The organism is Xanthomonas hortorum (genome assembly GCF_024339125.1).
GTDB classification, from domain to species: domain Bacteria; phylum Pseudomonadota; class Gammaproteobacteria; order Xanthomonadales; family Xanthomonadaceae; genus Xanthomonas; species Xanthomonas hortorum.
In genome coordinates, this window is record NZ_CP101417.1 from 2,745,698 (window position 1) to 2,765,539 (window position 19,842).

Below are 19,842 nucleotides of genomic sequence, written 5' to 3' on the forward strand. Positions count from 1 at the left end.
GGGCGACCTCGGTCAGCGGGGACGGCGGGGTACCACTGCTGAACGATCAATCTGGCGCGCCATGGCACAATATCGGTTCAGAGGAAGCTGGTTGCCCGATGTCTTATCTTGTTCTCGCCCGCAAGTGGCGCCCGAAGCGTTTTGCCGAACTCGTTGGCCAGGAACATGTGGTCCGCGCGCTCAGTAACGCGCTCGACAGTGGGCGCGTGCACCACGCGTTTCTGTTCACCGGCACCCGCGGCGTGGGCAAGACCACCATCGCGCGCATCTTCGCCAAGTCGCTCAATTGCGAGACCGGCACCAGTGCCGATCCGTGTGGCACGTGCCCGGCCTGCCTGGATATCGATGCCGGCCGCTATATCGACCTGCTGGAAATCGACGCCGCCTCCAACACCGGTGTGGACGATGTGCGCGAGGTGATCGAGAACGCGCAGTACATGCCCTCGCGCGGCAAGTTCAAGGTCTATCTGATCGACGAAGTGCACATGCTCTCCAAGGCGGCGTTCAACGCGCTGCTGAAGACGCTGGAAGAGCCGCCCGAGCACGTGAAGTTCCTGCTGGCCACCACCGACCCGCAAAAGTTGCCGGTGACCGTGCTGTCGCGCTGCCTGCAGTTCAATCTCAAGCGGCTGGACGAAGATCAGATCCAGGGCCAGATGACCCGGATCCTGGCCGCCGAGCAGATCGAATCGGATCCGTCGGCGATCGTGCAACTGTCCAAGGCCGCCGATGGCTCGTTGCGCGATGGCTTGTCGCTGCTTGATCAGGCCATCGCCTATGCCGGCGGCGCGTTGCGCGAGGACGTGGTGCGCACCATGCTCGGCACGGTCGACCGCACCCAGGTTGGCGCGATGTTGCAGTCGCTGGCCGATGGCGATGGCGCGCGCCTGTTGCAGGTAGTCGCCGCGCTGGCCGAATTCTCGCCTGACTGGAGCGGCGTGCTGGAGGCCTTGGCCGAGGCTTTGCACCGTATCCAGGTGCAGCAGTTGGTGCCGTCGGTGGCGTTTGTCGGCGATGGCATCGACCCGACCGCGTATGCCGCGCAGCTGCGGCCGGAAGTGGTGCAGCTGTGGTATCAGATGGCGCTGAACGGGCGTCGCGATCTGTATCTGGCGCCGAGCCCGCGCGCCGGTTTCGAGATGGCGGTGCTGCGCATGCTCGCTTTCCGTCCTGCGGCGGCGGTGCCGGCTGGTGGCGCTGACGATGGACGCGGTGCTGGCGCCGGTAGCGGTGCGCGTTCGGCAGCAGCTGACGGTCAGATTGCTGCACCGGTCGCGGCGGTGCCTGCTGCAGTCGCGAAGCAGGCAGTGGCTAAGCATGCCGAGGTGATTGAAGCGACGCCGGCTGCCGTTGCGGCGGATGTGGCGCGTCCGGCGCCCGCAGCTCCCGCAGTTGCAGTGGTCGCTACAGCGCCTGCACCGGTTGTCGTCCTGACTGCTCCGGCGGCCTCTTCCGATGCTTCGCCGTCAGCCACCCCCGCGCGCAACGACGACACGCCCCCCTGGGCGATGGACGATGCGCCTGTGCGTGCGAAATCTGCGCCCGTCTCCGCGTCGCCCGCTGTGTCCGCGCCGGAAGCCGCAAGGGCAGCCCCGGCAGCAGTTGTCGCGCCACAACCTGTCGCGGTTGCGCCTGAAGCTGCTGTTGCGCCTCCGGTGGCTGCGGTGGCACCGGCGCTCGCCGCGGATGCAGCGCCGGCTGTGGCGACACCCTCCGCAACTGCCGTATCCGCAGCATCGCCAACATCCGATCCGTCGGTTCTGCTCGACGACGGCCAGATTGCCGACGCCGAGCAATGGCTGGAGCTGGTCACCCGCAGCGGCTTGAACGGCCCCTCGCGCCAGCTTGCGGCCAATGCTGCCTTCGTCAGTCATCGCGAGGGCGTGCTGCGTCTGGCGCTTGCGCCGGGCTTTGAATATCTGAACTCCGAACGCTCTATCGCCAACCTTGCGCAAGCGCTCGCGCCCGAGTTGGGAAACACGCCGCGCATCGTCATCGAAACCGGCAGTGCCGATGTCGAGACCCTGCATGAGCGGGCCAATCGCCAGAAAGGCGAGCGCCAGAGCGCGGCCGAAACCGCCTTCATGAACGACCCGAATGTGCAGCAGCTGATTCAGCAGCAGGGCGCGCGGGTCGTCCCCGATTCCATCCGCCCTTACGACGAGTAACGACACATGCGTGGGAACATTGCCCAATTGATGCAGCAGGCGCAGAAGATGCAGGAAAACCTGCAGCGCGCCCAGGAAGAACTGGCCAAGCTGGAAGTCACCGGCACTGCCGGCGGCGGCATGGTCAGCGTGACGCTGACCGGCGCCAAGGAGTGCCGCAAGGTGCGGATCGACCCCAGCATCCTCTCCGACCAGGAAATGGCCGAGGATCTGATCGCCGCCGCCTTCAACGATGCCTCCAACAAGATCGATGCCGAATCCAAGGACCGGATGGGCTCGGCCACTGCCGGCATGCAGCTGCCGCCGGGCATGAAGCTACCGTTCTAAAGATCAGGGATTGGGTATTCGGGATTGGAGATTGGCAAAAGCGAGATTGCTTTTGCCTTTGCGCATCCCGAATCTCCACTCCCGAATCCCGGCCATTCAATGTCCTCATCCCTTCTCGAACAACTGATCGAGGCCTTCCGGGTGTTGCCGGGTGTCGGCCAGAAATCGGCGCAGCGCATGGCTTACCACGTGCTCGAACGCGAGCGCGAGGGCGGGCGTCGCCTGGCCTCGACGTTGGCCAATGCGGTGGAGAAGGTCGGGCATTGCACGCAGTGCCGCGACTTCACCGAGTCGGAGATCTGCGCGATCTGTGCCAGCGCCAGTCGCGACCGGCAACAGCTGTGCGTGGTCGAATCGCCGGCCGATCGCCTGGCGATCGAGCACGCCACCGGGTATCGCGGGCTGTACTTCATTCTGCAGGGGCGCTTGTCGCCTCTGGATGGCATCGGTCCGCGCGAGCTGGGGCTGGACCGGCTCGGCGAGCGTCTGGCCGCCGGTGAAGTCACCGAAATGATCATCGCCACCAATGCCACGGTGGAAGGCGAAGCGACCGCGCATTACCTGGCGCAGCTTGCCCGCCAGCATGCGGTGCGGCCAAGCCGGCTCGCACAAGGCATGCCGCTGGGCGGCGAGCTGGAATACGTGGATCGCGGCACTTTGTCGCACGCGTTCGGTACCCGCAGCGAGGTGCTTTAAAGCTGGGATTGGCGCGTCGGGATTGGGGATTCGTAAAAGCAAAGCATCACAAGCGCGCGGTAAGCTCTTGCCAATCCCAAATGACCAACCCCCCAATCCCCTGCTATGACCGACACCATCTTCGGCAAGATCATTCGTCGCGAAATCCCGGCCAACATCGTCTACGAAGACGACGAGGTGCTGGGCTTTCAGGACATCGCACCGCAGGCGCCGGTGCATGTGCTGTTTATTCCCAAGCAGCACGCCATTCCCACGCTGGACGATGTGCCGCCAGAGCAGGCGCTGCTGGTCGGCAAGCTCGCACTTGCTGCGGCGTCGTACGCACGCGAACAGGGACTGGCGCAGGATGGCTATCGCATCGTGATGAACTGCCGCGAGCATGCAGGTCAGACGGTGTTCCATATCCATCTGCATCTGCTAGCTGGCGCGCCGCTGGGGCGTTTCGGTACGCCTTGATGCATTCCTCGATCGAGCACGCCCGAGCGCATAACGCGTCTGATGCGAGTCGCCAAATCGCATAAACAAAAACGCCGCTCCCTGCGAGCGGCGTTCTTGTGTGACAACTATTTAGCGGTCGATTACCACCAGCCGCGGCCACCCCAGCCCCAGCCGCCGCCCCAGCGCGGGCCCCACGGATCGCCCCACGGGCCATACGGGTAGGCCGGCACCACGTCGACTTCGCGCAAGACGGGCCACAGGTAGACCACGTCGGCATTCACCTTGGGCAGCTTGTAGTCGTACTCGCCGATCTTGGTGGTTTCATAGCCTTCGATCTTGCCGATGAAAGTCACTTCGCGGCCCGGCTCGAACACCGCCGGATCGTAGAAGCCCGAACGGCAGGCCAGGAAGCGGCCATCGCTGGCATCCACGGCGTTGCGGTCCGGGCGCCCGCTGGCATTGAGCGGGCGCGAGATCAGCTCGAAGCAGGTCTGGCCCTGGCTCGGTGTTGTCTGGATGATCTTGCCGCCCCAACGCACGGACGTACCGACCTGGGCGCTCGCAGTGGAATCGCTCGGGCTGACCGTAGGAAACTGGCCCTGCAGAGGCTTGGGCGCAGTCGCGCAGGCTGCGAGCCCGAGCACAGCGACAATGGGAAGAAGAAAGCGGGTACTCATGAGGAAGCTCCGGTTCGCGGGCGATGCTGCAGCAGATCTTTAAGGAGTGAGGCGCTGTCCGAATCAGCGCCAGCGTATCGCGCGGCAGCGAAACGTTGGCTGAGCGGCAACAATGCCGTATTCGGGTGTGAACGGGCGACACGTTGCGCCCAGGCGATGGCCGGTTCGTAGGGTTCGCGTGCCAGGCCAAGCTTGGTATAGCGGCGGCCGAGCCGATGCCAGGCACGCAGCAGCGGATCGCGCTCACGCTCGCCGCGCGCCAGCAACCAGCCCATCCAGGCCAGTGCGCTGACGGCGAAGATGCCGAAGATCGCGGCCAGCTGCGTGGTGTCGAGGCGATCGATGCCGAACGGCTGCAACAGGCGTTGCTGGCGGTCGGCATCGAAGGACAGCACCAGGTCGTTCCAGCCGCGCCGCAGCAGATCGCTGACCTGGGCAAGGCTTTCCCAGGCGCCGAGCTGGGCGAAGTTGTTGCCTGCACCGGTCTGTACGCGGTCTTCGAGCGTGTCGTAGATGCGTTCCGGCGCCACTGCGGCGGTGGGGTCCACGCGCACCCAGCCGCGCCCGGCCAGCCAGACTTCGGTCCAGGCATGCGCATCCATGCGCCGCACCACCCAGTAATTGCCGAAGCCGTTGTAGGTGCCGCCGGCATACCCGGTGACCACGCGCGCCGGAATGCCGGCCGCGCGCATCAGCACCACGAATGAGGAGCTGAAGTGCTCGCAGAAACCGGCTTTCTGCTGAAACAGGAACTCGTCGACGCTGTTGCGCCCGAGCAGCGGCGTATCCAGCGTGTAGGCGAATTCGCGGGTGATCCACTGCAGCGCGCGCTGCACCACGGCATCGTCGTTGCTGCCGGCTTCCGCGCGCCATTGCCGTGCCAGCGTGAGCGTGCGTGGATTGAAGCCCGGTGGCAGGGCGAGGGCGCGCTTGCGCAGTTGGTTTGGAAGGTCGGTGTCGAAGCGTGCCGGTGGTGCCGATTGCAGCTCCCAACGCGTCAACGCGCTTAGTGGCCGCTGCGCAAACAGTTCGTAGTCGGGCGACAGCTCGGCATTGGCCACCGCTTGCGTGGGCAGGTCCAGCGACACCAGTTGGCGACGGTCGGTAGGCTCGTAGTCCAGGCGATAGCGGTAGGTCTGCGGCCCGGCAGTGACCGATGCGGGTTGGGCGCGGCCGGTCCAGCGCGCGCGCTGCCAGGTGCGGCCGTCGAAGTCCCACATCACCGGCCCACGCCAGTAGCGTTGCTCTGGCGGCGGTGCCTTGCCGGTGAACTGCACGCGCAAGGCCGGGCTGTCGTCGGCCATCAGGTCGATCCATTCGCCCGGCGACATGTTGTCCGACAGGCCGGGACGCGACAGCGCGCGCTCGGGCACGCCCCACAGCGGCGAACTCAGCCGCGGCAGCAACCAGAACGTGGCCAGCGCCAACGGCACGCCGATGGCGACCAGCTTGCCGATGCTGCGCAGTTGCAGGCGCAGGGCTGGCGTGCCGGTGCGGTGCTCCTCGTCGGCCAGCCGCTGCATGCTGAGTAGCGCGCTGACCACCGCGAGCAGCGCCAGGCCCATCGTCGCCGGCCCCTGGTCGAGCAGAAAGGCTGCGAATGGGGCGAACAACGCAAAGCCGAGCAGGCTGCGCGCATCGCGCAAGGTGCGCAGTTCGGAAGCCTTGATCGCCAGCATCGCGGCCAGCACCGCGCAGCCGGTGTCGCGCCCGAAGCGCATGCCGATCTGCCAATACACCGCTGCCAGCATCGCGACCACCAGCAATAGCCGCACCGGTGCCATCAAGGTGCCGCGCCAGCTCAGTACGACGACCAGCACGGCTGCCACGGCAATGGTGCCGGCGAGCAACCCCGGTAGCTGCAACAGCAACGGCGCCAGTGCCAGCCAACTGGTGGCCAGCACCCAGCCGCGGCTGGCCTGTGTGATCGGGAGGGACGGCTCAGTCATGAGGAAGCAGGGCCAGGGCGCGCAGGCACAGATGATGATGCGAGGGCCCTTGTGCAGGACCCAGCGGCGGCTGGCCCGGCAGCAGCAACCGGTAGCGTCGCCCGTCGCGCTCGGCCAGGTTGATCCAGCGGGCAAGCCGCGCGATGCGGCGTTCGTACGGCAGTGCGTTGAGCGTGCGCCAGTCCAGCGTGACTTCGATGCCCAGGGGTTGCTCGTATTCGCGCACCAGCAGGCTGTCGCGGCGCGCCGAGTGTTTCCAGGAAATCGTTCGCGGCGCATCGCCAGCGCGGTAAGGACGCAATTGATGCAGTTCTTCGCCTTGCGCGTGGAGGCGGGTCTGGTTGGGCGAACCGGCGCCTTCGGGCAATGACGGCCCCTGTTCTTCGGGCTTGGGATAAGCCAGTAACGGCGTTTCCGGCCAAGCCCACGACCAGGCGCGCACCAGCCCCAGCGGCTGGGTGCTGGACAGGCGGATGCGTTCGATGTCCTGCCAGCCGCGGCGTTCGGTGGGCACCAGCAGGTCGACATCGGCCATGTCGTGCTCGATCAACGAGCAGAAACCGCTGCTTTCCAGATGGTCCAGACGCAATCCGCGACGCACACGGGTATCGCGACGCGCCAGTGATACGCGCATGCGTAATGGCTCGCCGGCGACGACCGGTTCGGCCGACACCGCATCGATGCGCAGCGCCGACAATTGCAGGTGCGCCATGATGCTGCTGGCAATCCCGGCGGTCGCCAGCAGCAAGGCCAGCAGCAGGGCGGGGTTGTTGTTGTAGTTCAACGCACCCAGCAGCATTGCCAGCAGCAAGGCGGTGACGAACAGCCCGAAACGTGTGGGCAGCACGTAGATGCGCCGCCGATCCAGCACGATCGGCAAGGCCTCCGCGCCCCGCGGACGCGCCAGCAGGCTGAGGCGGCGGCCGATGCCGCGCAAGTGCGCACGCACGTTGGTCAGTCCACCGGCACGCTGTGCAGCAGCGCCTTGGCCAGTGCCGGCCCGGACGAAGATTCGGCCTCTGGCACCAGCCGATGCCCGGCCACGGCCACGAACAGCGCCTGCACGTCTTCCGGCAGCACGTGCTCGCGCCCTAGCAGCAGCGCGTAGGCCTTGGCCGCGCGCAGCAGCGCGATACCGGCACGCGGCGACAGACCGACGCGCACCCCGGCGTGCTGGCGGCTGCGCAGCAGCAACGCCTGCACATAGCCGATCAGCGCATCGCTGGTATGGATCTGGCTGACCACCGCGCGCAGCGCGACCACGTCGCTATCGCTGAGTTGCGGCACCGCCTGGGCGATCAATTCACGCCGGTCCACGCCCGACAGCAGCGCGCGCTCGGCATCGGCGCTGGGATAGCCCAGGCTGAGGCGCAGCAGGAAACGGTCCAGTTGCGAATCCGGCAGCGGGAAGGTGCCGGACAGATCGACCGGGTTCTGCGTGGCGATCACGAAAAAGGGTTCCGGCAACGCATGGGTGACGCCATCGAGCGTGACCTGCTGTTCGGCCATGGCTTCGAGCAGCGAGCTTTGCGTGCGTGGCGGCGCGCGGTTGATTTCGTCGGCCAGCAGCACGTTGGTGAACACCGGGCCTGGATGGAACTGAAACTGGCGCGAGGCGGCGTCGTACACCGATACGCCCAGCACATCGGCCGGCAGCAAATCGGAGGTGAACTGCACGCGCTGGAAGCCCAGCCCCAGGCTGGAGGCCATCGCGTGGGCGAGGGTGGTCTTGCCCAGGCCGGGCAGATCCTCGATCAGCAAATGCCCGCCGGACAGCAGCGCCACGAATGCCAAACGCACTTCCTGCGCCTTGCCCAGCAATAGCGAATTGACCTGGTCTTGTGCGCGCCGCAGCGATTGGCGCAGCGCATCGGTTAGCATTTCCGTGGAACGCAGCGGTGTCGACATCACAATTCCGTAGGTGGAAGAAGAGTGCACAGGGCAATGCAAGGGGACCAACGCGCACATCGCACTTTCGTGATCCTGTGGACACTGGCGACAGCCGTCAAGCTGTTGATTGCCGCGCGGCTGCCGCTGTTCGTGGACGAGGCGTTCTATTGGCAGGAAGGCCAGCATCTGGCTGCCGCATATTCGGATCTGCCCGGCATGACGGCCTGGCTGGCGCGGCTGGGTGTGGAAGTCGGCGGACATCATCTGCTGGCCTTGCGTCTGCCGTTTCTGGCCATCGCCGCGCTGCTGCCGTGGCTGATCGCGCATATCGCCACGCGCTGGTTCGGCTCCACGCTGGGCTGGCAGGCCGGCAGCCTGACCTTGCTGATGCCACTCTCGGCCACGCTCGGCATCCTGGCGGTGCCGGACGTGCCGATGGCGCTGGCGGCGGTGCTGTGCATGGATGCCGGCGCGCGGCTGCTGCGCGAAGTCGATGCCACCAGTGCGCTCGAGCTCGCCATTGGTCTGGTGATCGGCGCGCTCAGTCACTACCGCTTTGTCGGCGTGATCGGGGTGGGCTGCATCGCGTTGCTGTGCATTCCGCAGGGGCGCGCGGTCATGCGCGACCCACGCATCTGGATGGCGCTGACCGTAGGCGCGATGAGCTGGCTGCCGCTGCTGTTCTGGAACACCGACCATGACGAAGCCGGGCTGCGCTTCCAGTTGGTCGACCGACATCCATGGCGCTTCCAGATCACCGGGCTGTGGTTCTTGCTGATACAGGCGGTGCTGGTGACCCCGCTGCTGGCCTGGGCGATGGTCAAGGTCGGACTGGCTGGCACGCGTGCCGGCGGCGGCTCGCGGGCGCAATGGCGGTATTTCGGCTTGCTGGGCGGCATTTCGACCGTGGCGATCTTCGTGCTCGGTTTCTTCAGCGATGCCGAGCGGATCAGTTTCCATTGGCCGTTGCCGGGCTATCTGGCCTTGCTGGTCGCGGTACCGGTGATCCTGATGCGCTGGCCGCATGCGCTGCGTCGCGCCGCATGGGTGATCGCCTTGCTCGGCACGTTGGGCGCATACGGCTATTACTTGGCGGTGTCGGTGCCGTCGATTCGTGCGCATGCGGCCGGCGAAAAATACTACCCGCGCAATTTCGCGGGATGGAACCATCTGGCGGGCGCGGTTAAGGTCAAGCTTGCGCAGATGCCGCCTGGCACGCGGGTGCTGGCGGAAAACTTCAAGGTCGGCGCCGAGCTCGGTTTCCAGTTGCACGATGCCAACGTGGAAGTGTTGCGCGCGGACCTGAACGACAAGCACGGGCGCAGCGCGCAATTACTGCAGTGGGGATTGCTCAGTGACGGCACGCGTGCCGGACCGCGGCTGCTGGTGCTCTCGCCCAGCGATCAGCGCTATCGCGACCTGCTGAAGCGTTACCACGCCATCTGCGACATGGTCGGGCCGTTGCCGCCGCCCACGGTGGTGTCTACCGACCATGGCTATCAACGCTTTCTGTTGTTCGCACTGCCCGCACAACGTCAGCCCGGCCCGTGCATCGCTCCGGCGATGGCCTGGATCGATACGCCGCTGCCCGATGTAAGCGTATCTGGCCGGGTGCAAGTGCGCGGCTGGGCATTCAAGGATGGCGTCGGTCTGTCGGATGTAGAACTGCTGCTCGACGGCCGCCCGGCCGCGCAGGCCGACTACGGCACGCCGCTGGATGTGCGCCCGTACTGGAAGATCTCCACCGACCCGCAACACCCCAACGTCGGCTTCACCGCCACGCTCGACACCCACGCGGTGCCGCCCGGCACGCATTGGCTGGGGCTGCGCCTGCACGGCCACGATGGCAGCGTTGAGGATTGGTGGGAACAGCCGCTCACTGTCACGAATGATGCTGGGTTGTAACGTTCGAGCGCCGAGTAGAGCAGTCTGTTCGAGTCACAACACTGCTCGAGCGGCCTTCTGTGTGGTCCAACGGCCGGTCATAGTCGACAAGGAAAAAGGAAAAGCAATTGCAGCGCAAATATAAGGATTTACCCGGCGATTCCGGCGACCGCCGTTGGGCAGACAGGGCTTGGAGCAAGCTGCCGGAGGTGCTACTGGTTGGTGCCAAGTGGTCCTATCTTGCAATCGGTATGTTGGCAATGGTTACGCTGTCGCCCAAGGTGCTCTATGCCGATCCATGGCGATTCGCGAAAAATCTCCTGGGCCAGCCTTGGCCGCGGAACGTACTTGCGGTGGATAACGGACATCGTGAGGTCCTGCCCAATCTGCTGCGTCTGGCAGAGCTCAGATGGTTTGATGGCAATCAATGGCTGCAGATCTGGGTAGGTATTGCGCTGGCATTGCTGACAGTGTGGATGTTGCTGCGTCTGGTGCGTACCGAGCGTCTGAGTTCTTTGGCGCAGGCTGCCGCTGGGCTGGTTTGTGCGACGAGTATTTTCTGGCTCGGAAACGAGCGGGCATTGGTGCATGCAAACGAGTCGGTGCATGTCTATCTGATCACCGCGTTTCTGGTCGCCGGTTGTTGGTTGCTTGGTCATGGCAGCGGTTGGTGGCGCGCCGTACTGGCGGCACTCTGCGGGTTCGCAGCGACCTTCTGTTTTGGTGCGGGCATAGCCACGTTCGTTGCTTTGCTGGTGATGTTGCTGCTGCGTAGGGCGTCATGGGCCCAATGGTGCATTGTGCTACCGGGCTTTTCTGTATCTCTACTGCTGGTCCTGGGCTTTGGTGATGCGCACACACAGGGCGCGCGCATCATCGCGCCACTTTCGCAGTTGGATATTGTGCTGCGTTGGCTATCTGCGCCGTTTATTTATGCCTGCCTTCCACTGGTTGACGTAAACGTTGCAGCAAAATTGCCAGTGGAATCCTTGAGGGCAGTTGCAGTTGCAATTTCCAATGCATACACGGCGTTATTCGGTCCGGTCATGATCTCGGCTTGGCCGCACAGATTGATAGGGGGATTGGGTGTGGGTGGGTTGATGGGCATTACTTACTCACTCTGGCGTCGGCGGGCGGAATCGGTTGCAGAGCTGACAGCGATCTCGATTGCCTGGTTTGCGCTCGCCATCGGAGCGGCAATCGCTTTAGCGCGCGCCATCTATTTCGAGTCTTTTCCCGAGCAATTGCTTGCTGCGCGCTATTTGCCTTGGTCGGTCCTGTTCTGGAGCGGTCTGTTGTTGTGGTCGTTCGTTCGGTATGGACATTTCCACCCGCGCCGTGTCGCTGTGGCGGGCCTGATGCTGGCATGTTGCTTGGTGCCAAGCACGCTATGGATGGCGCTTCTTGCGCAGCGCATGCAGACCGCCGCCAACATGACGGCAACCGCAGCAGCGGCAGGAGTGATTGATGCGGATGTTGTCTACGGAGAGACAGTTCTCACGGAAGTTGCCGATGCACTGCCTTTACTGAAAGCAGAAGATACGTCCATCTTTGCATGGCCGGAAACACGTTATCTGGACGGCACGCAGGTCGCTGCCGATCCAGTTGCGATCGCAGATGTTGCTGCAACGCCGGTCCGTAATCTTCTGAATGATGCGTCAGCGATTCGATTTGATTTCAAGGCAGAGACGTCGGCGTCGCGTCTGGTCCTGATGTGCGACAAAACCCCTCTGGGAGTGGCGACGCGCGTGGGACGCGGGCCGCAGTGGGTTGGTTGGTCGGCACGAACTGTTGCTCCATCCTGTCTTCGGGCTCTTCAGGTGAGAGGCAGTGCCTGGTTTTAGGTTTGCCTTCGCGCCTTGCATGTCTCGCGGTTGAGTCAGTTTTTAGCTCGCTGCATGGCAAATGAGGTCTTGTCGCCTCCTCGGCGATCGTTGCCGGTCACTTTCAAGGCAAGTGAAATCCCGCCTGACGCAACAACCTTGCCAGCGCGATTAGCGGCAGGCCGACCAGTGCGGTGGGGTCTTCCGAGCGGATGGCCTCGAACAGGCTGATGCCCAAGCCTTCGCACTTGAAGCTGCCGGCGCAATCCAACGCTGGCTCGGCGGCGAGGTAGCGCTCGATCTCGGCAGGCGTCAGCGGACGTAGCTGTACTTCGGTGAGATCCCGCGCATGCAAGCTGCGCTCCGGGCCGACCACGCTCACGGCGGTGTGGAAGCGCACCACGCGGCCGGACATTGCAGTCAGCTGCGCGCGCGCCTGGTCCAGCGTTCCCGGCTTGCCCAGGGCCTGGCCGTCCAGGTCGGCCACCTGATCCGAGCCGATCACCCAGGCATCCGGGGCGTGCGCCGCTACCGCTGCTGCTTTCTCGGCGGCAATACGGCTGGCCAGAGCGCCGGGGGATTCTCCGGGTTGCGCCTGCTCGTCCACCTCCGGGCGGGCGGTGCTGAAATCCAGTTGCAGGCGGCCGAGCAGCTCACGCCGGTAGACGGAAGTTGAGGCAAGGATCAGGCGTGGCATCATGGCGTGCTATGAGGGGACGGGCAGGGGAGTCTGCCAGCCGCCGCGCCGCATGGCATGTGTGAATGGGCGCATTTGACACGGAACCTGCGGGTCTTTAACATTCTGCGGCTTATGTCCGCGAACGTACCCGAAATGCTGGATGCTTGGCGGATGGTCGCAGCGCGCAGGCGCTTCGATGGCCGCATCCCGCTCTCTGCGATGACCCGTCTGCAAGGAAGCCTTGTCGATAACGAGGGCGAATGTGTCTATTCGCTTGAATTCGACCAGGACAATCTGTTGAAGGTCGCTTATGTCGAACTCAGTATCGATGTCGAGCTGCCGCTGGCGTGCCAGCGCACCCTGCAACGGTTTCTGTATCCGGTGCAAATCAGACAGCGTCTTGGTTTGATCCGTGACGAGGCCGACGAAGCTGCATTGCCGGCCGAATACGAAGCGCTGCTGGTGCCTGAAGATGGCATGCTGCGGGCGGTGGATCTGGTCGAGGACGAGCTGGTGTTGTCGGTACCGGTGGTGCCAATGGCGCCGGGAAGCGAAGCCGTCGAGGCCGAGTGGGTTCCGACCCAGGAAGAGCAAGACAAGGCCAGTCCGTTCGCGGCGCTGGCAGCGTTGAAGAAACAGTAACCGCCGCTGTTAAGGGCGGAAAGACAGGTCGACGCGGGCGTAGAGCGTCCTGTTCGACTCGACAGACAAGTTATCGAACTTAAGTTGGAGCAATCCCATGGCTGTGCAGAAATCCCGAGTCACCCCGTCCCGTCGCGGCCAGCGTCGTTCGCACGATGCCCTGACCGCCAAGCAGCTGTCGACCGATCCGACCAGCGGCGAGATCCATCTGCGCCACCACATCACCGCTGACGGTTACTACCGCGGCAAGAAGGTGATCGCGACCAAGTCGTCGGCCGTCCAAGAAGATTGATCCGTGGCGCCCGCCGCACTCAGCGGCCGGGCGACCCTCGATTCTTCCGGAGCCGCCGGTCACCGCGGCTCTTGCACTAGGAAACAGCATGAGCAAGCGGATCTATTCCAGAATCGCGGGCACGGGTAGCTATTTGCCCGAAAAGGTGTTGACCAACGACGATATGTCCAAGATCGTCGACACCAGCGATGAATGGATCTTCTCGCGTACTGGTATCCGTGAGCGTCATATCGTCGCCGACGACCAGACCACCAGCGATCTGGCGTATTTCGCCTCGCTGAAGGCGATGGAAGCGGCCGGCGTCACTGCCGACGAAATCGACCTGATCGTGGTCGGCACCACCACTCCCGACCTGATCTTCCCGTCCACTGCCTGCCTGTTGCAGGCGCGGCTGGGCAATGTCGGTTGCGGCGCGTTCGACGTCAACGCGGCCTGTTCGGGTTTCGTCTATGCGCTCAGCGTCGGCGACAAGTTCATCCGCAGCGGCGACGCCAAGACCGTGCTGGTGGTCGGTGCAGAAACGCTTACCCGTATCGTCGACTGGACTGATCGCACCACCTGCGTGCTGTTCGGCGATGGTGCTGGCGCGGTGGTGCTCAAGGCCGACGAAGAAACCGGCATCCTCAGCACCCATCTGCACGCCGATGGCAGCAAGAAAGAGCTGTTGTGGGATCCGGTTGGCGTGTCGGTCGGTTTCGGCGAAGGCAAGAACGGCGGTGGCGTGTTGCTGATGAAGGGCAGCGAGGTCTTCAAGTACGCGGTCAAGGCACTGGACTCGGTGGTCGACGAGACGCTGGCGGCCAATGGCCTGGGCAAGGGCGACCTGGATTGGCTGATCCCGCATCAGGCCAATATGCGCATCATCGAAGCCACCGCCAAGCGCTTGGAGCTGCCGATGGACCAAGTGGTGGTCACCGTGGATCGCCACGGCAACACCTCCTCGGCCTCTGTGCCGTTGGCGCTGGACGAAGCGGTTCGCTCCGGCCGCGTGCAGCGTGGGCAGCTGCTGCTGCTGGAAGCGTTCGGTGGTGGATTTACCTGGGGCTCGGCGCTGCTGCGCTACTGAGTTCCCCTGGCACTGCCGCGCTCGCAGGCAGTGCTTTCGACATCCAGTCTGACTGCCGCGGGCCGAAGCTGCCGATGCTTCCGTGTGCCCGATCGTGAGCGCGCCAGTGCGCGTTTTTGCGACGCCTTGCCCGGTGCCAGCCACCCCTGCATACGCGGCAGTACAGACGCCAGGGCGATTTCGCACGTATTATCCCGGCTCGATTTTTGTAGGCAGCAACGCGTGACCGAATCCACTCTCGCCTTCGTGTTTCCCGGCCAGGGCTCGCAGTCCTTAGGCATGCTGGCCGAACTGTCCGAACTGCATCCGCAGATTCGCGAAACCTTCGCCGAAGCCTCTGAAGGCGCTGGCGTCGACCTGTGGGCGCTGTCGCAGGGCGGCCCGGAAGAGATGCTCAACCGCACCGAATACACCCAGCCGGCCCTGCTGGCCGCAGGCGTGGCGGTGTGGCGGTTGTGGAACGCGCAGCGCGGGCAACGCCCCGCGGTGCTGGCTGGCCACAGCCTGGGTGAATACACCGCATTGGTCGCGGCCGGTGCCTTGTCGCTGCACGACGGTGCGCACCTGGTACGGCTGCGCGGCCAGTTCATGCAGGCCGCCGCGCCGGCCGGTGTCGGCGCGATGGCGGCGGTGCTGGGTGCCGAAGATGCGCTGGTGCTGGAGGTCTGTGCCGAGGCGGCGGGCAGCCAGGTGGTGGTGCCGGCCAACTTCAATTCGCCGGGTCAGATCGTCATCGGTGGCGATGCGGCCGCAGTGGATCGCGCGCTGGCCTTGCTGGCCGAGCGCGGCGTACGCAAGGCGGTCAAGCTGGCGGTGAGCGTGCCTTCGCACACCCCGTTGATGCGCGATGCGGCCAACCAGCTCAGCGAGGCGATGGCCGGCCTGAGCTGGCATGCCCCGCAGATTCCGGTGGTGCAGAACGTGGATGCACGCGTGCACGACGGCAGCGAGGCGATTCGCCAGGCCCTGGCCGAGCAGCTGTATCTGCCGGTGCAGTGGACCGGCTGCGTGCAGGCGCTGGCTGCGCAGGGCATCACCCGGATCGCCGAATGCGGCCCGGGCAAGGTGCTGAGCGGGCTGATCAAGCGCATCGACAAGAGCCTGGATGCGCGTCCTCTGGCCACGCCTGCCGATTACGCTGGCGCGCTTGAGGCGTGGGCGCACTGATCCTCCGACGCATACGCCGGTGTCATGCCGGCCTCCCTCAGCGTTCGCAATCACGGTTGCGACGTCCCCCTTCGAGGAAAAGAATTCATGAGCAAGCCACTGCAGGGTGAGATCGCCCTGGTCACCGGCGCCAGTCGCGGGATCGGCGCGGCCATTGCCGACACGCTGGCCGCCCAGGGCGCCACCGTCATCGGCACTGCCACTTCGGCGTCCGGCGCTGCCGCGATCGGCGCGCGTCTGGCTGACCACGGCGGTCACGGCCGCGAACTCGATGTCACCGACGCAACTGCGGTCGATGGCCTGATCGATGCGATCGGCAAGGAGTTTGGGGCGATCTCGATTCTGGTCAACAATGCCGGGATCACCCGCGATAATCTGTTGATGCGAATGAAGGAAGACGACTGGCAGGCGATCATCGACACCAATCTGACCAGCGTGTTCCGCACCTCCAAGGCGGTGATGCGCGGCATGATGAAGGCGCGCAAGGGCCGCATCGTCAATATCGCTTCGGTGGTCGGAGTGACCGGCAATCCCGGGCAGACCAACTATGCCGCGGCCAAGGCCGGCATCATTGCGTTCTCCAAGTCGCTGGCCAAGGAAATCGGCTCGCGCGGGGTCACCGTGAATGTGGTGGCGCCCGGCTTCATCGATACCGACATGACCAAGGCGCTGCCGGACGAGGCCAAGACCGCCTTGCTGCAGCAGATCGCGCTTGGCCACCTGGGACAGCCGGAGGACATCGCCAACGCGGTGGCATTCCTGGCCGGCCCGAGTGCCCGTTACATCACCGGTGAGACCCTGCACGTCAACGGCGGCATGTACATGCCGTGAGCGTGCGGCGCCGGGAGGCGCTAAGTGGCTGATCGGCCGGGAGTTGTGATGCAATGCAACGCTCGGTCGCTTCCACTACACTATCCAACGCGGCCATCGCAGCGGCGATGGCGTTTTTTTCGTACCACCACTACTCCATCCGGAGCGATATCCCAAATGAGCACCATCGAAGAACGCGTCAAGAAAATCGTCGTCGAACAACTCGGCGTCAAGGAAGAGGAAGTCACCACCAGCGCATCGTTCGTCGATGACCTGGGTGCCGACTCGCTGGACACCGTCGAGCTGGTGATGGCGCTGGAAGAAGAGTTCGAGTGCGAGATCCCGGACGAAGAGGCTGAGAAGATCACCTCGGTCCAGCAGGCGATCGACTACGTGAAGGCTCACGTCAAGAGCTGATGCGTTGTTCCTGGCCGCCGCGGCGTGCGTCAAGCCGCTGCTGCGTCAGACATTCCATGGGGCCGCTGATGCGGCCCTGTGTTTTTCAGCGTTAATCGCAAACCGCAAGCACCGTCTGTTGCGTGGTGAGGAGATCTGCAATGAGTCGTCGTGTTGTCGTTACCGGCATGGGCATGGTGTCGCCGCTGGGCAATGATCTGGCCACCAGCTGGGATGGAATCATCCACGGGCGCTCAGGCATTGGCCCGATCACGCAGATCGATGCCTCGCAGTTCACCACCAAGATCGCCGGTGAGATCAAGAATTTCGACCCCACGCTTTTTGTGTCCGCCAAGGACGTCAAGAAGATGGATTCGTTCATCCACTACGGCGTCGGCGCCTCGTTCATGGCGCTGGACGATTCCGGGCTGGAGATCGACGAAAGCAATGCCGAACGTGTTGGCGCCATTCTCGGCTCCGGCATCGGCGGGCTGCTCGGTATCGAAGAGCAGACCATCAAATTCCATGAGGGCGGCGCGCGCAAGATTTCGCCGTTCTATGTGCCCAGCACCATCATCAACATGCTGCCGGGCCAGGTGAGCCTGATCAAAGGCCTGAAGGGCCCGACGTTCTCGGCTGTTTCCGCCTGCGCCACCTCCAACCATTCGATCGGCACCGCGATGCGGATGATCCAGTACGGCGATGCCGATGTGATGCTGGCCGGCGGCGCCGAGCGCGGGTCCTCGCCGAGCTCGGTGGGCGGTTTCTGCGCAATGAAGGCGATGTCCACCCGCAACGACGACCCGACCGCCGCTTCGCGTCCGTGGGACAAGCAGCGCGATGGCTTCGTACTCGGCGATGGCGCCGGTGTGCTGGTACTGGAAGAATACGAACACGCCAAGGCGCGTGGCGCGCGCATTTACGCAGAATTGGTCGGCTTCGGCGCCAGCTCCGATGCGTTCCATATGACCGCCCCCAGCGAAGATGGCGAAGGCGCGGCGCGCAGCATGGTTGCGGCGATGCGCGATGCCAAACTCAATCCCGAGCAGATCGGTTACCTCAACGCGCACGGCACCTCCACGCCGCTGGGCGATCTGGCCGAGACGCTGGCGATGAAGCGCGCATTGGGCGACCACGCCTACAAGACCATGGTCAGTTCGACCAAGTCGATGACCGGTCATCTGCTCGGCGCGGCCGGCGGCGTGGAAGCGATCTTCTCGGTGATGGCGCTGCACACCGGCATCATCCCGCCGACCATCAATCTGGAAGAGCCCAGCGAAGGCTGCGACCTGGATTACGTGCCGAACGTGGCGCGCGAAGTGCAGGTGGACGCGGTGATGTCCAACGGCTTCGGCTTCGGCGGCACCAACGGTACGCTGGTGTTCAAGCGCATCTGAGTTGGCGCGCCGTTCTTTTTACGGAGAACGGCGCGCAAGATAGTTTTAGCCGCCGCGCGCGACGCGTCCGCGCGGCCTGATTTCTGATTCACAGCCCGATTCCATCGTCGCTCGCCCTCTGCAGTTGCAGCAGGGCGGCGCGCTCTAGCACCCCACGCCAAACCAGGCCGATGACGCTCACCAGATCCTTGCATGCGGACATCGACCTGCTGGCGCTGCATCGGCTGGCGCCGCAGCGCTATCCGGCCTTGCTCGAATCCACCGCCTTCGGTACCGAGCACGGTCGCTGGGATGTCTTGCTGCTTGCAGAAGGCGCCAGCCTGCGGCTCGACGCCGATGGGCACACGCGCGATGGCGACGGACGCGTGCTGGAAGGCGGCTTTCTGGCTGCGCTGGATGCAGCCTGGCAGGCCGAGCGCGTGCCGCACGATGCGACAAGCCCGTGGCCGTTTCGTGGCGGCTGGGCGGTGTTGCTGGATTACGAACTGGCCGCGCAGGTCGAGCCAATTCTGCAGTTGCCTGCGCGCGACGATCACTTGCCGACAGCGCTCGCCTTGCGTGCGCCGGCCGCGGTGTTGCGCGATCGGGTAGACGGCCATTGCATCGCACTGGCCGAGCCAGGGCGCGAAGAGTTGCTGGCGCGCATCGTTGAGGACATCGCCGCCTGCGCCGTGCTGCCACCGTTGCCGGACTGGGTCGCTCCGGTGGCTGTCGAAGAAGACGCGCCCGAACGCTTCACCGATGCAGTGGAGCGCGTGCTCGCCTATCTGTGCGCTGGCGACGTGTTTCAGGCCAATATCTCGCGCGCCTGGCATGCGGTATTCGCTGCTGCGGTCGATCCGGCAGCGCTGCATGCGCGTCTGCGCGCGGCCAACCCCGCACCGTTTGCCGGCCTATTTGTGGCGGCGGGACGCGCGGTGGTGAGTTCCTCGCCGGAGCGACTGGTGTCGGTGCAGGGCGATGTGGTGCAGACGCGCCCGATCGCCGGCACCCGCGCGCGCTTTGCCGGTGACGACGATGCCGCGCGCATCCGCGAGCTGGTCGGCCACCCGAAGGAACGCGCCGAGCACGTCATGCTGATCGACCTGGAGCGCAACGACCTGGGCCGCATCTGTGCGCCCGGAACGGTGGAGGTGGATGAGCTGATGGGCGTGGAAAGCTACGTGCACGTGCACCACATCGTCAGCAATGTGCGCGGCCGTCTGCGCGCCGAGGTCACGCCCGGCGAGGTGATTGCGGCGGTGTTCCCTGGCGGCACCATTACCGGCTGCCCGAAGGTGCGCTGCATGCAGATCATCGCCGAGCTCGAATGCACCGCACGGGGCGCCTACACCGGCGCATTCGGTTGGCTCAATCGCGATGGCGACATGGATCTGAATATCCTGATCCGCACCGCGGAAGTGGCCGGGAGCCAGGTGCATTTCCGCACCGGGGCCGGGATCGTGGTGGACTCGGATCCGCAGCGCGAGCTGGACGAAACCCGCGCCAAGGCGCGCGGCCTGCTGCGTGCATTCGACCAGACATGAGCGCTTCAACGGGAC

Annotated in this window: 19 protein-coding genes; 14 read left to right on the forward strand and 5 right to left on the reverse strand. The window is 64.7% G+C overall.

The genetic code is table 11. The features are described 5' to 3' along the window. Positions 1–98 precede the first annotated feature (98 nt). The 4 genes from dnaX to NMB96_RS11815 all read left to right on the forward strand — a co-directional run bounded on the left by dnaX (position 99) and on the right by NMB96_RS11815 (position 3,647). Positions 99–2,168, forward strand: a complete 2,070-nt coding sequence (dnaX, locus tag NMB96_RS11800) for a DNA polymerase III subunit gamma/tau (RefSeq protein ID WP_023902892.1) — start codon at positions 99–101, stop codon at positions 2,166–2,168. 6 nt (positions 2,169–2,174) lie between these two features. Further along, entirely contained in the window at positions 2,175–2,495 is a 321-nt protein-coding gene (locus tag NMB96_RS11805; RefSeq protein WP_005913896.1) for a YbaB/EbfC family nucleoid-associated protein, read from the forward strand. Between the two features lie 99 nt (positions 2,496–2,594). After that, positions 2,595–3,191, forward strand: a complete 597-nt coding sequence (gene recR, locus NMB96_RS11810; RefSeq protein ID WP_023902893.1) for a recombination mediator RecR — start codon at positions 2,595–2,597, stop codon at positions 3,189–3,191. A gap of 105 nt (positions 3,192–3,296) precedes the next feature. Then, a complete protein-coding gene (locus NMB96_RS11815) occupies positions 3,297–3,647 on the forward strand; it encodes a histidine triad nucleotide-binding protein (RefSeq protein WP_006448425.1) in 351 nt (116 codons plus the stop codon). A gap of 122 nt (positions 3,648–3,769) precedes the next feature. Here the strand turns inward: NMB96_RS11815 and NMB96_RS11820 are convergent, their stop codons facing one another. Genes NMB96_RS11820 through NMB96_RS11835 form a run of 4 tightly spaced genes read right to left on the reverse strand, consistent with a single transcriptional unit; the run spans position 3,770 to position 8,163 of the window. Beyond that, positions 3,770–4,306, reverse strand: a complete 537-nt coding sequence (locus tag NMB96_RS11820) for a Slp family lipoprotein (protein WP_006448424.1) — start codon at positions 4,304–4,306, stop codon at positions 3,770–3,772. After that, a complete protein-coding gene (locus NMB96_RS11825) occupies positions 4,303–6,255 on the reverse strand; it encodes a transglutaminase TgpA family protein (protein WP_023902894.1) in 1,953 nt (650 codons plus the stop codon). Before NMB96_RS11825 ends, NMB96_RS11820 begins: the two co-directional genes overlap by 4 nt. Beyond that, positions 6,248–7,204 carry a DUF58 domain-containing protein gene (locus NMB96_RS11830; RefSeq protein ID WP_023902895.1) on the reverse strand — a complete coding sequence of 319 codons (957 nt, stop codon included), beginning with the start codon at positions 7,202–7,204 and terminating at the stop codon, positions 6,248–6,250. Before NMB96_RS11830 ends, NMB96_RS11825 begins: the two co-directional genes overlap by 8 nt. 5 nt (positions 7,205–7,209) lie before the next feature. Next, on the reverse strand, positions 7,210–8,163 hold the full coding sequence (locus tag NMB96_RS11835; protein WP_023902896.1) for an AAA family ATPase: 954 nt from the start codon (positions 8,161–8,163) through the stop codon (positions 7,210–7,212). A gap of 36 nt (positions 8,164–8,199) precedes the next feature. Between NMB96_RS11835 and NMB96_RS11840 the strand changes: the two genes are divergently transcribed. Together NMB96_RS11840 and NMB96_RS11845 are read left to right on the forward strand one after the other, a co-directional pair. Next, on the forward strand, positions 8,200–10,050 hold the full coding sequence (locus NMB96_RS11840; protein ID WP_255084926.1) for a glycosyltransferase family 39 protein: 1,851 nt from the start codon (positions 8,200–8,202) through the stop codon (positions 10,048–10,050). A gap of 107 nt (positions 10,051–10,157) precedes the next feature. After that, positions 10,158–11,873 (forward strand): hypothetical protein, encoded by a 1,716-nt coding sequence (locus tag NMB96_RS11845; RefSeq protein WP_255084927.1) that lies wholly within the window; start codon positions 10,158–10,160, stop codon positions 11,871–11,873. 103 nt (positions 11,874–11,976) lie between these two features. On the opposite strand, the gene NMB96_RS11850 is transcribed toward NMB96_RS11845, so the two are convergent. Continuing rightward, positions 11,977–12,552, reverse strand: coding sequence for a Maf family protein (locus tag NMB96_RS11850; RefSeq protein ID WP_255084928.1), 576 nt, complete (start codon positions 12,550–12,552; stop codon positions 11,977–11,979). Positions 12,553–12,663: 111 nt separating this feature from the next. On the opposite strand from NMB96_RS11850, the gene NMB96_RS11855 reads away from it, so the two are divergent. The 8 genes from NMB96_RS11855 (at position 12,664) to NMB96_RS11890 (ending at position 19,827) form a co-directional block, all read left to right on the forward strand. Beyond that, on the forward strand, positions 12,664–13,173 hold the full coding sequence (locus NMB96_RS11855) for a YceD family protein (protein ID WP_043888986.1): 510 nt from the start codon (positions 12,664–12,666) through the stop codon (positions 13,171–13,173). Positions 13,174–13,270: 97 nt separating this feature from the next. Continuing rightward, positions 13,271–13,465, forward strand: a complete 195-nt coding sequence (gene rpmF / locus NMB96_RS11860) for a 50S ribosomal protein L32 (protein WP_003483870.1) — start codon at positions 13,271–13,273, stop codon at positions 13,463–13,465. An 88-nt stretch (positions 13,466–13,553) separates the two neighbouring features. After that, positions 13,554–14,531, forward strand: a complete 978-nt coding sequence (locus NMB96_RS11865; RefSeq protein ID WP_023902901.1) for a beta-ketoacyl-ACP synthase III — start codon at positions 13,554–13,556, stop codon at positions 14,529–14,531. 222 nt (positions 14,532–14,753) lie between these two features. Then, on the forward strand, positions 14,754–15,698 hold the full coding sequence (gene fabD, locus NMB96_RS11870; protein WP_023902902.1) for an ACP S-malonyltransferase: 945 nt from the start codon (positions 14,754–14,756) through the stop codon (positions 15,696–15,698). A gap of 87 nt (positions 15,699–15,785) precedes the next feature. After that, the gene (gene fabG / locus NMB96_RS11875; protein WP_255084929.1) at positions 15,786–16,529 is read left to right on the forward strand and encodes a 3-oxoacyl-ACP reductase FabG; all 744 of its coding nucleotides are present in this window, start codon (positions 15,786–15,788) and stop codon (positions 16,527–16,529) included. 156 nt (positions 16,530–16,685) lie between these two features. Continuing rightward, positions 16,686–16,925 (forward strand): acyl carrier protein, encoded by a 240-nt coding sequence (acpP, locus tag NMB96_RS11880; protein WP_002814322.1) that lies wholly within the window; start codon positions 16,686–16,688, stop codon positions 16,923–16,925. Between the two features lie 140 nt (positions 16,926–17,065). After that, on the forward strand, positions 17,066–18,301 hold the full coding sequence (gene fabF, locus NMB96_RS11885; RefSeq protein WP_104550722.1) for a beta-ketoacyl-ACP synthase II: 1,236 nt from the start codon (positions 17,066–17,068) through the stop codon (positions 18,299–18,301). 170 nt (positions 18,302–18,471) lie between these two features. Continuing rightward, the gene (locus tag NMB96_RS11890; protein WP_023902907.1) at positions 18,472–19,827 is read left to right on the forward strand and encodes an aminodeoxychorismate synthase component I; all 1,356 of its coding nucleotides are present in this window, start codon (positions 18,472–18,474) and stop codon (positions 19,825–19,827) included. Positions 19,828–19,842 lie beyond the last annotated feature (15 nt).

Bases quoted from the DNA above. Each gene is read 5' to 3' on its own strand.
- rpmF (WP_003483870.1), top strand. From the start codon at position 13,271: ATGGCTGTGCAGAAATCCCGAGTCACCCCGTCCCGTCGCGGCCAGCGT.
- NMB96_RS11815 (WP_006448425.1), top strand. From the start codon at position 3,297: ATGACCGACACCATCTTCGGCAAGATCATTCGTCGCGAAATCCCGGCC.
- NMB96_RS11825 (WP_023902894.1), bottom strand. From the start codon at position 6,255: ATGACTGAGCCGTCCCTCCCGATCACACAGGCCAGCCGCGGCTGGGTG.
- fabG (WP_255084929.1), top strand. From the start codon at position 15,786: ATGAGCAAGCCACTGCAGGGTGAGATCGCCCTGGTCACCGGCGCCAGT.
- NMB96_RS11890 (WP_023902907.1), top strand. From the start codon at position 18,472: ATGACGCTCACCAGATCCTTGCATGCGGACATCGACCTGCTGGCGCTG.
- NMB96_RS11840 (WP_255084926.1), top strand. From the start codon at position 8,200: ATGCAAGGGGACCAACGCGCACATCGCACTTTCGTGATCCTGTGGACA.
- NMB96_RS11850 (WP_255084928.1), bottom strand. From the start codon at position 12,552: ATGATGCCACGCCTGATCCTTGCCTCAACTTCCGTCTACCGGCGTGAG.
- NMB96_RS11820 (WP_006448424.1), bottom strand. From the start codon at position 4,306: ATGAGTACCCGCTTTCTTCTTCCCATTGTCGCTGTGCTCGGGCTCGCA.
- dnaX (WP_023902892.1), top strand. From the start codon at position 99: ATGTCTTATCTTGTTCTCGCCCGCAAGTGGCGCCCGAAGCGTTTTGCC.
- NMB96_RS11805 (WP_005913896.1), top strand. From the start codon at position 2,175: ATGCGTGGGAACATTGCCCAATTGATGCAGCAGGCGCAGAAGATGCAG.
- NMB96_RS11855 (WP_043888986.1), top strand. From the start codon at position 12,664: ATGTCCGCGAACGTACCCGAAATGCTGGATGCTTGGCGGATGGTCGCA.
- recR (WP_023902893.1), top strand. From the start codon at position 2,595: ATGTCCTCATCCCTTCTCGAACAACTGATCGAGGCCTTCCGGGTGTTG.
- fabF (WP_104550722.1), top strand. From the start codon at position 17,066: ATGAGTCGTCGTGTTGTCGTTACCGGCATGGGCATGGTGTCGCCGCTG.
- acpP (WP_002814322.1), top strand. From the start codon at position 16,686: ATGAGCACCATCGAAGAACGCGTCAAGAAAATCGTCGTCGAACAACTC.
- NMB96_RS11865 (WP_023902901.1), top strand. From the start codon at position 13,554: ATGAGCAAGCGGATCTATTCCAGAATCGCGGGCACGGGTAGCTATTTG.
- NMB96_RS11835 (WP_023902896.1), bottom strand. From the start codon at position 8,163: ATGTCGACACCGCTGCGTTCCACGGAAATGCTAACCGATGCGCTGCGC.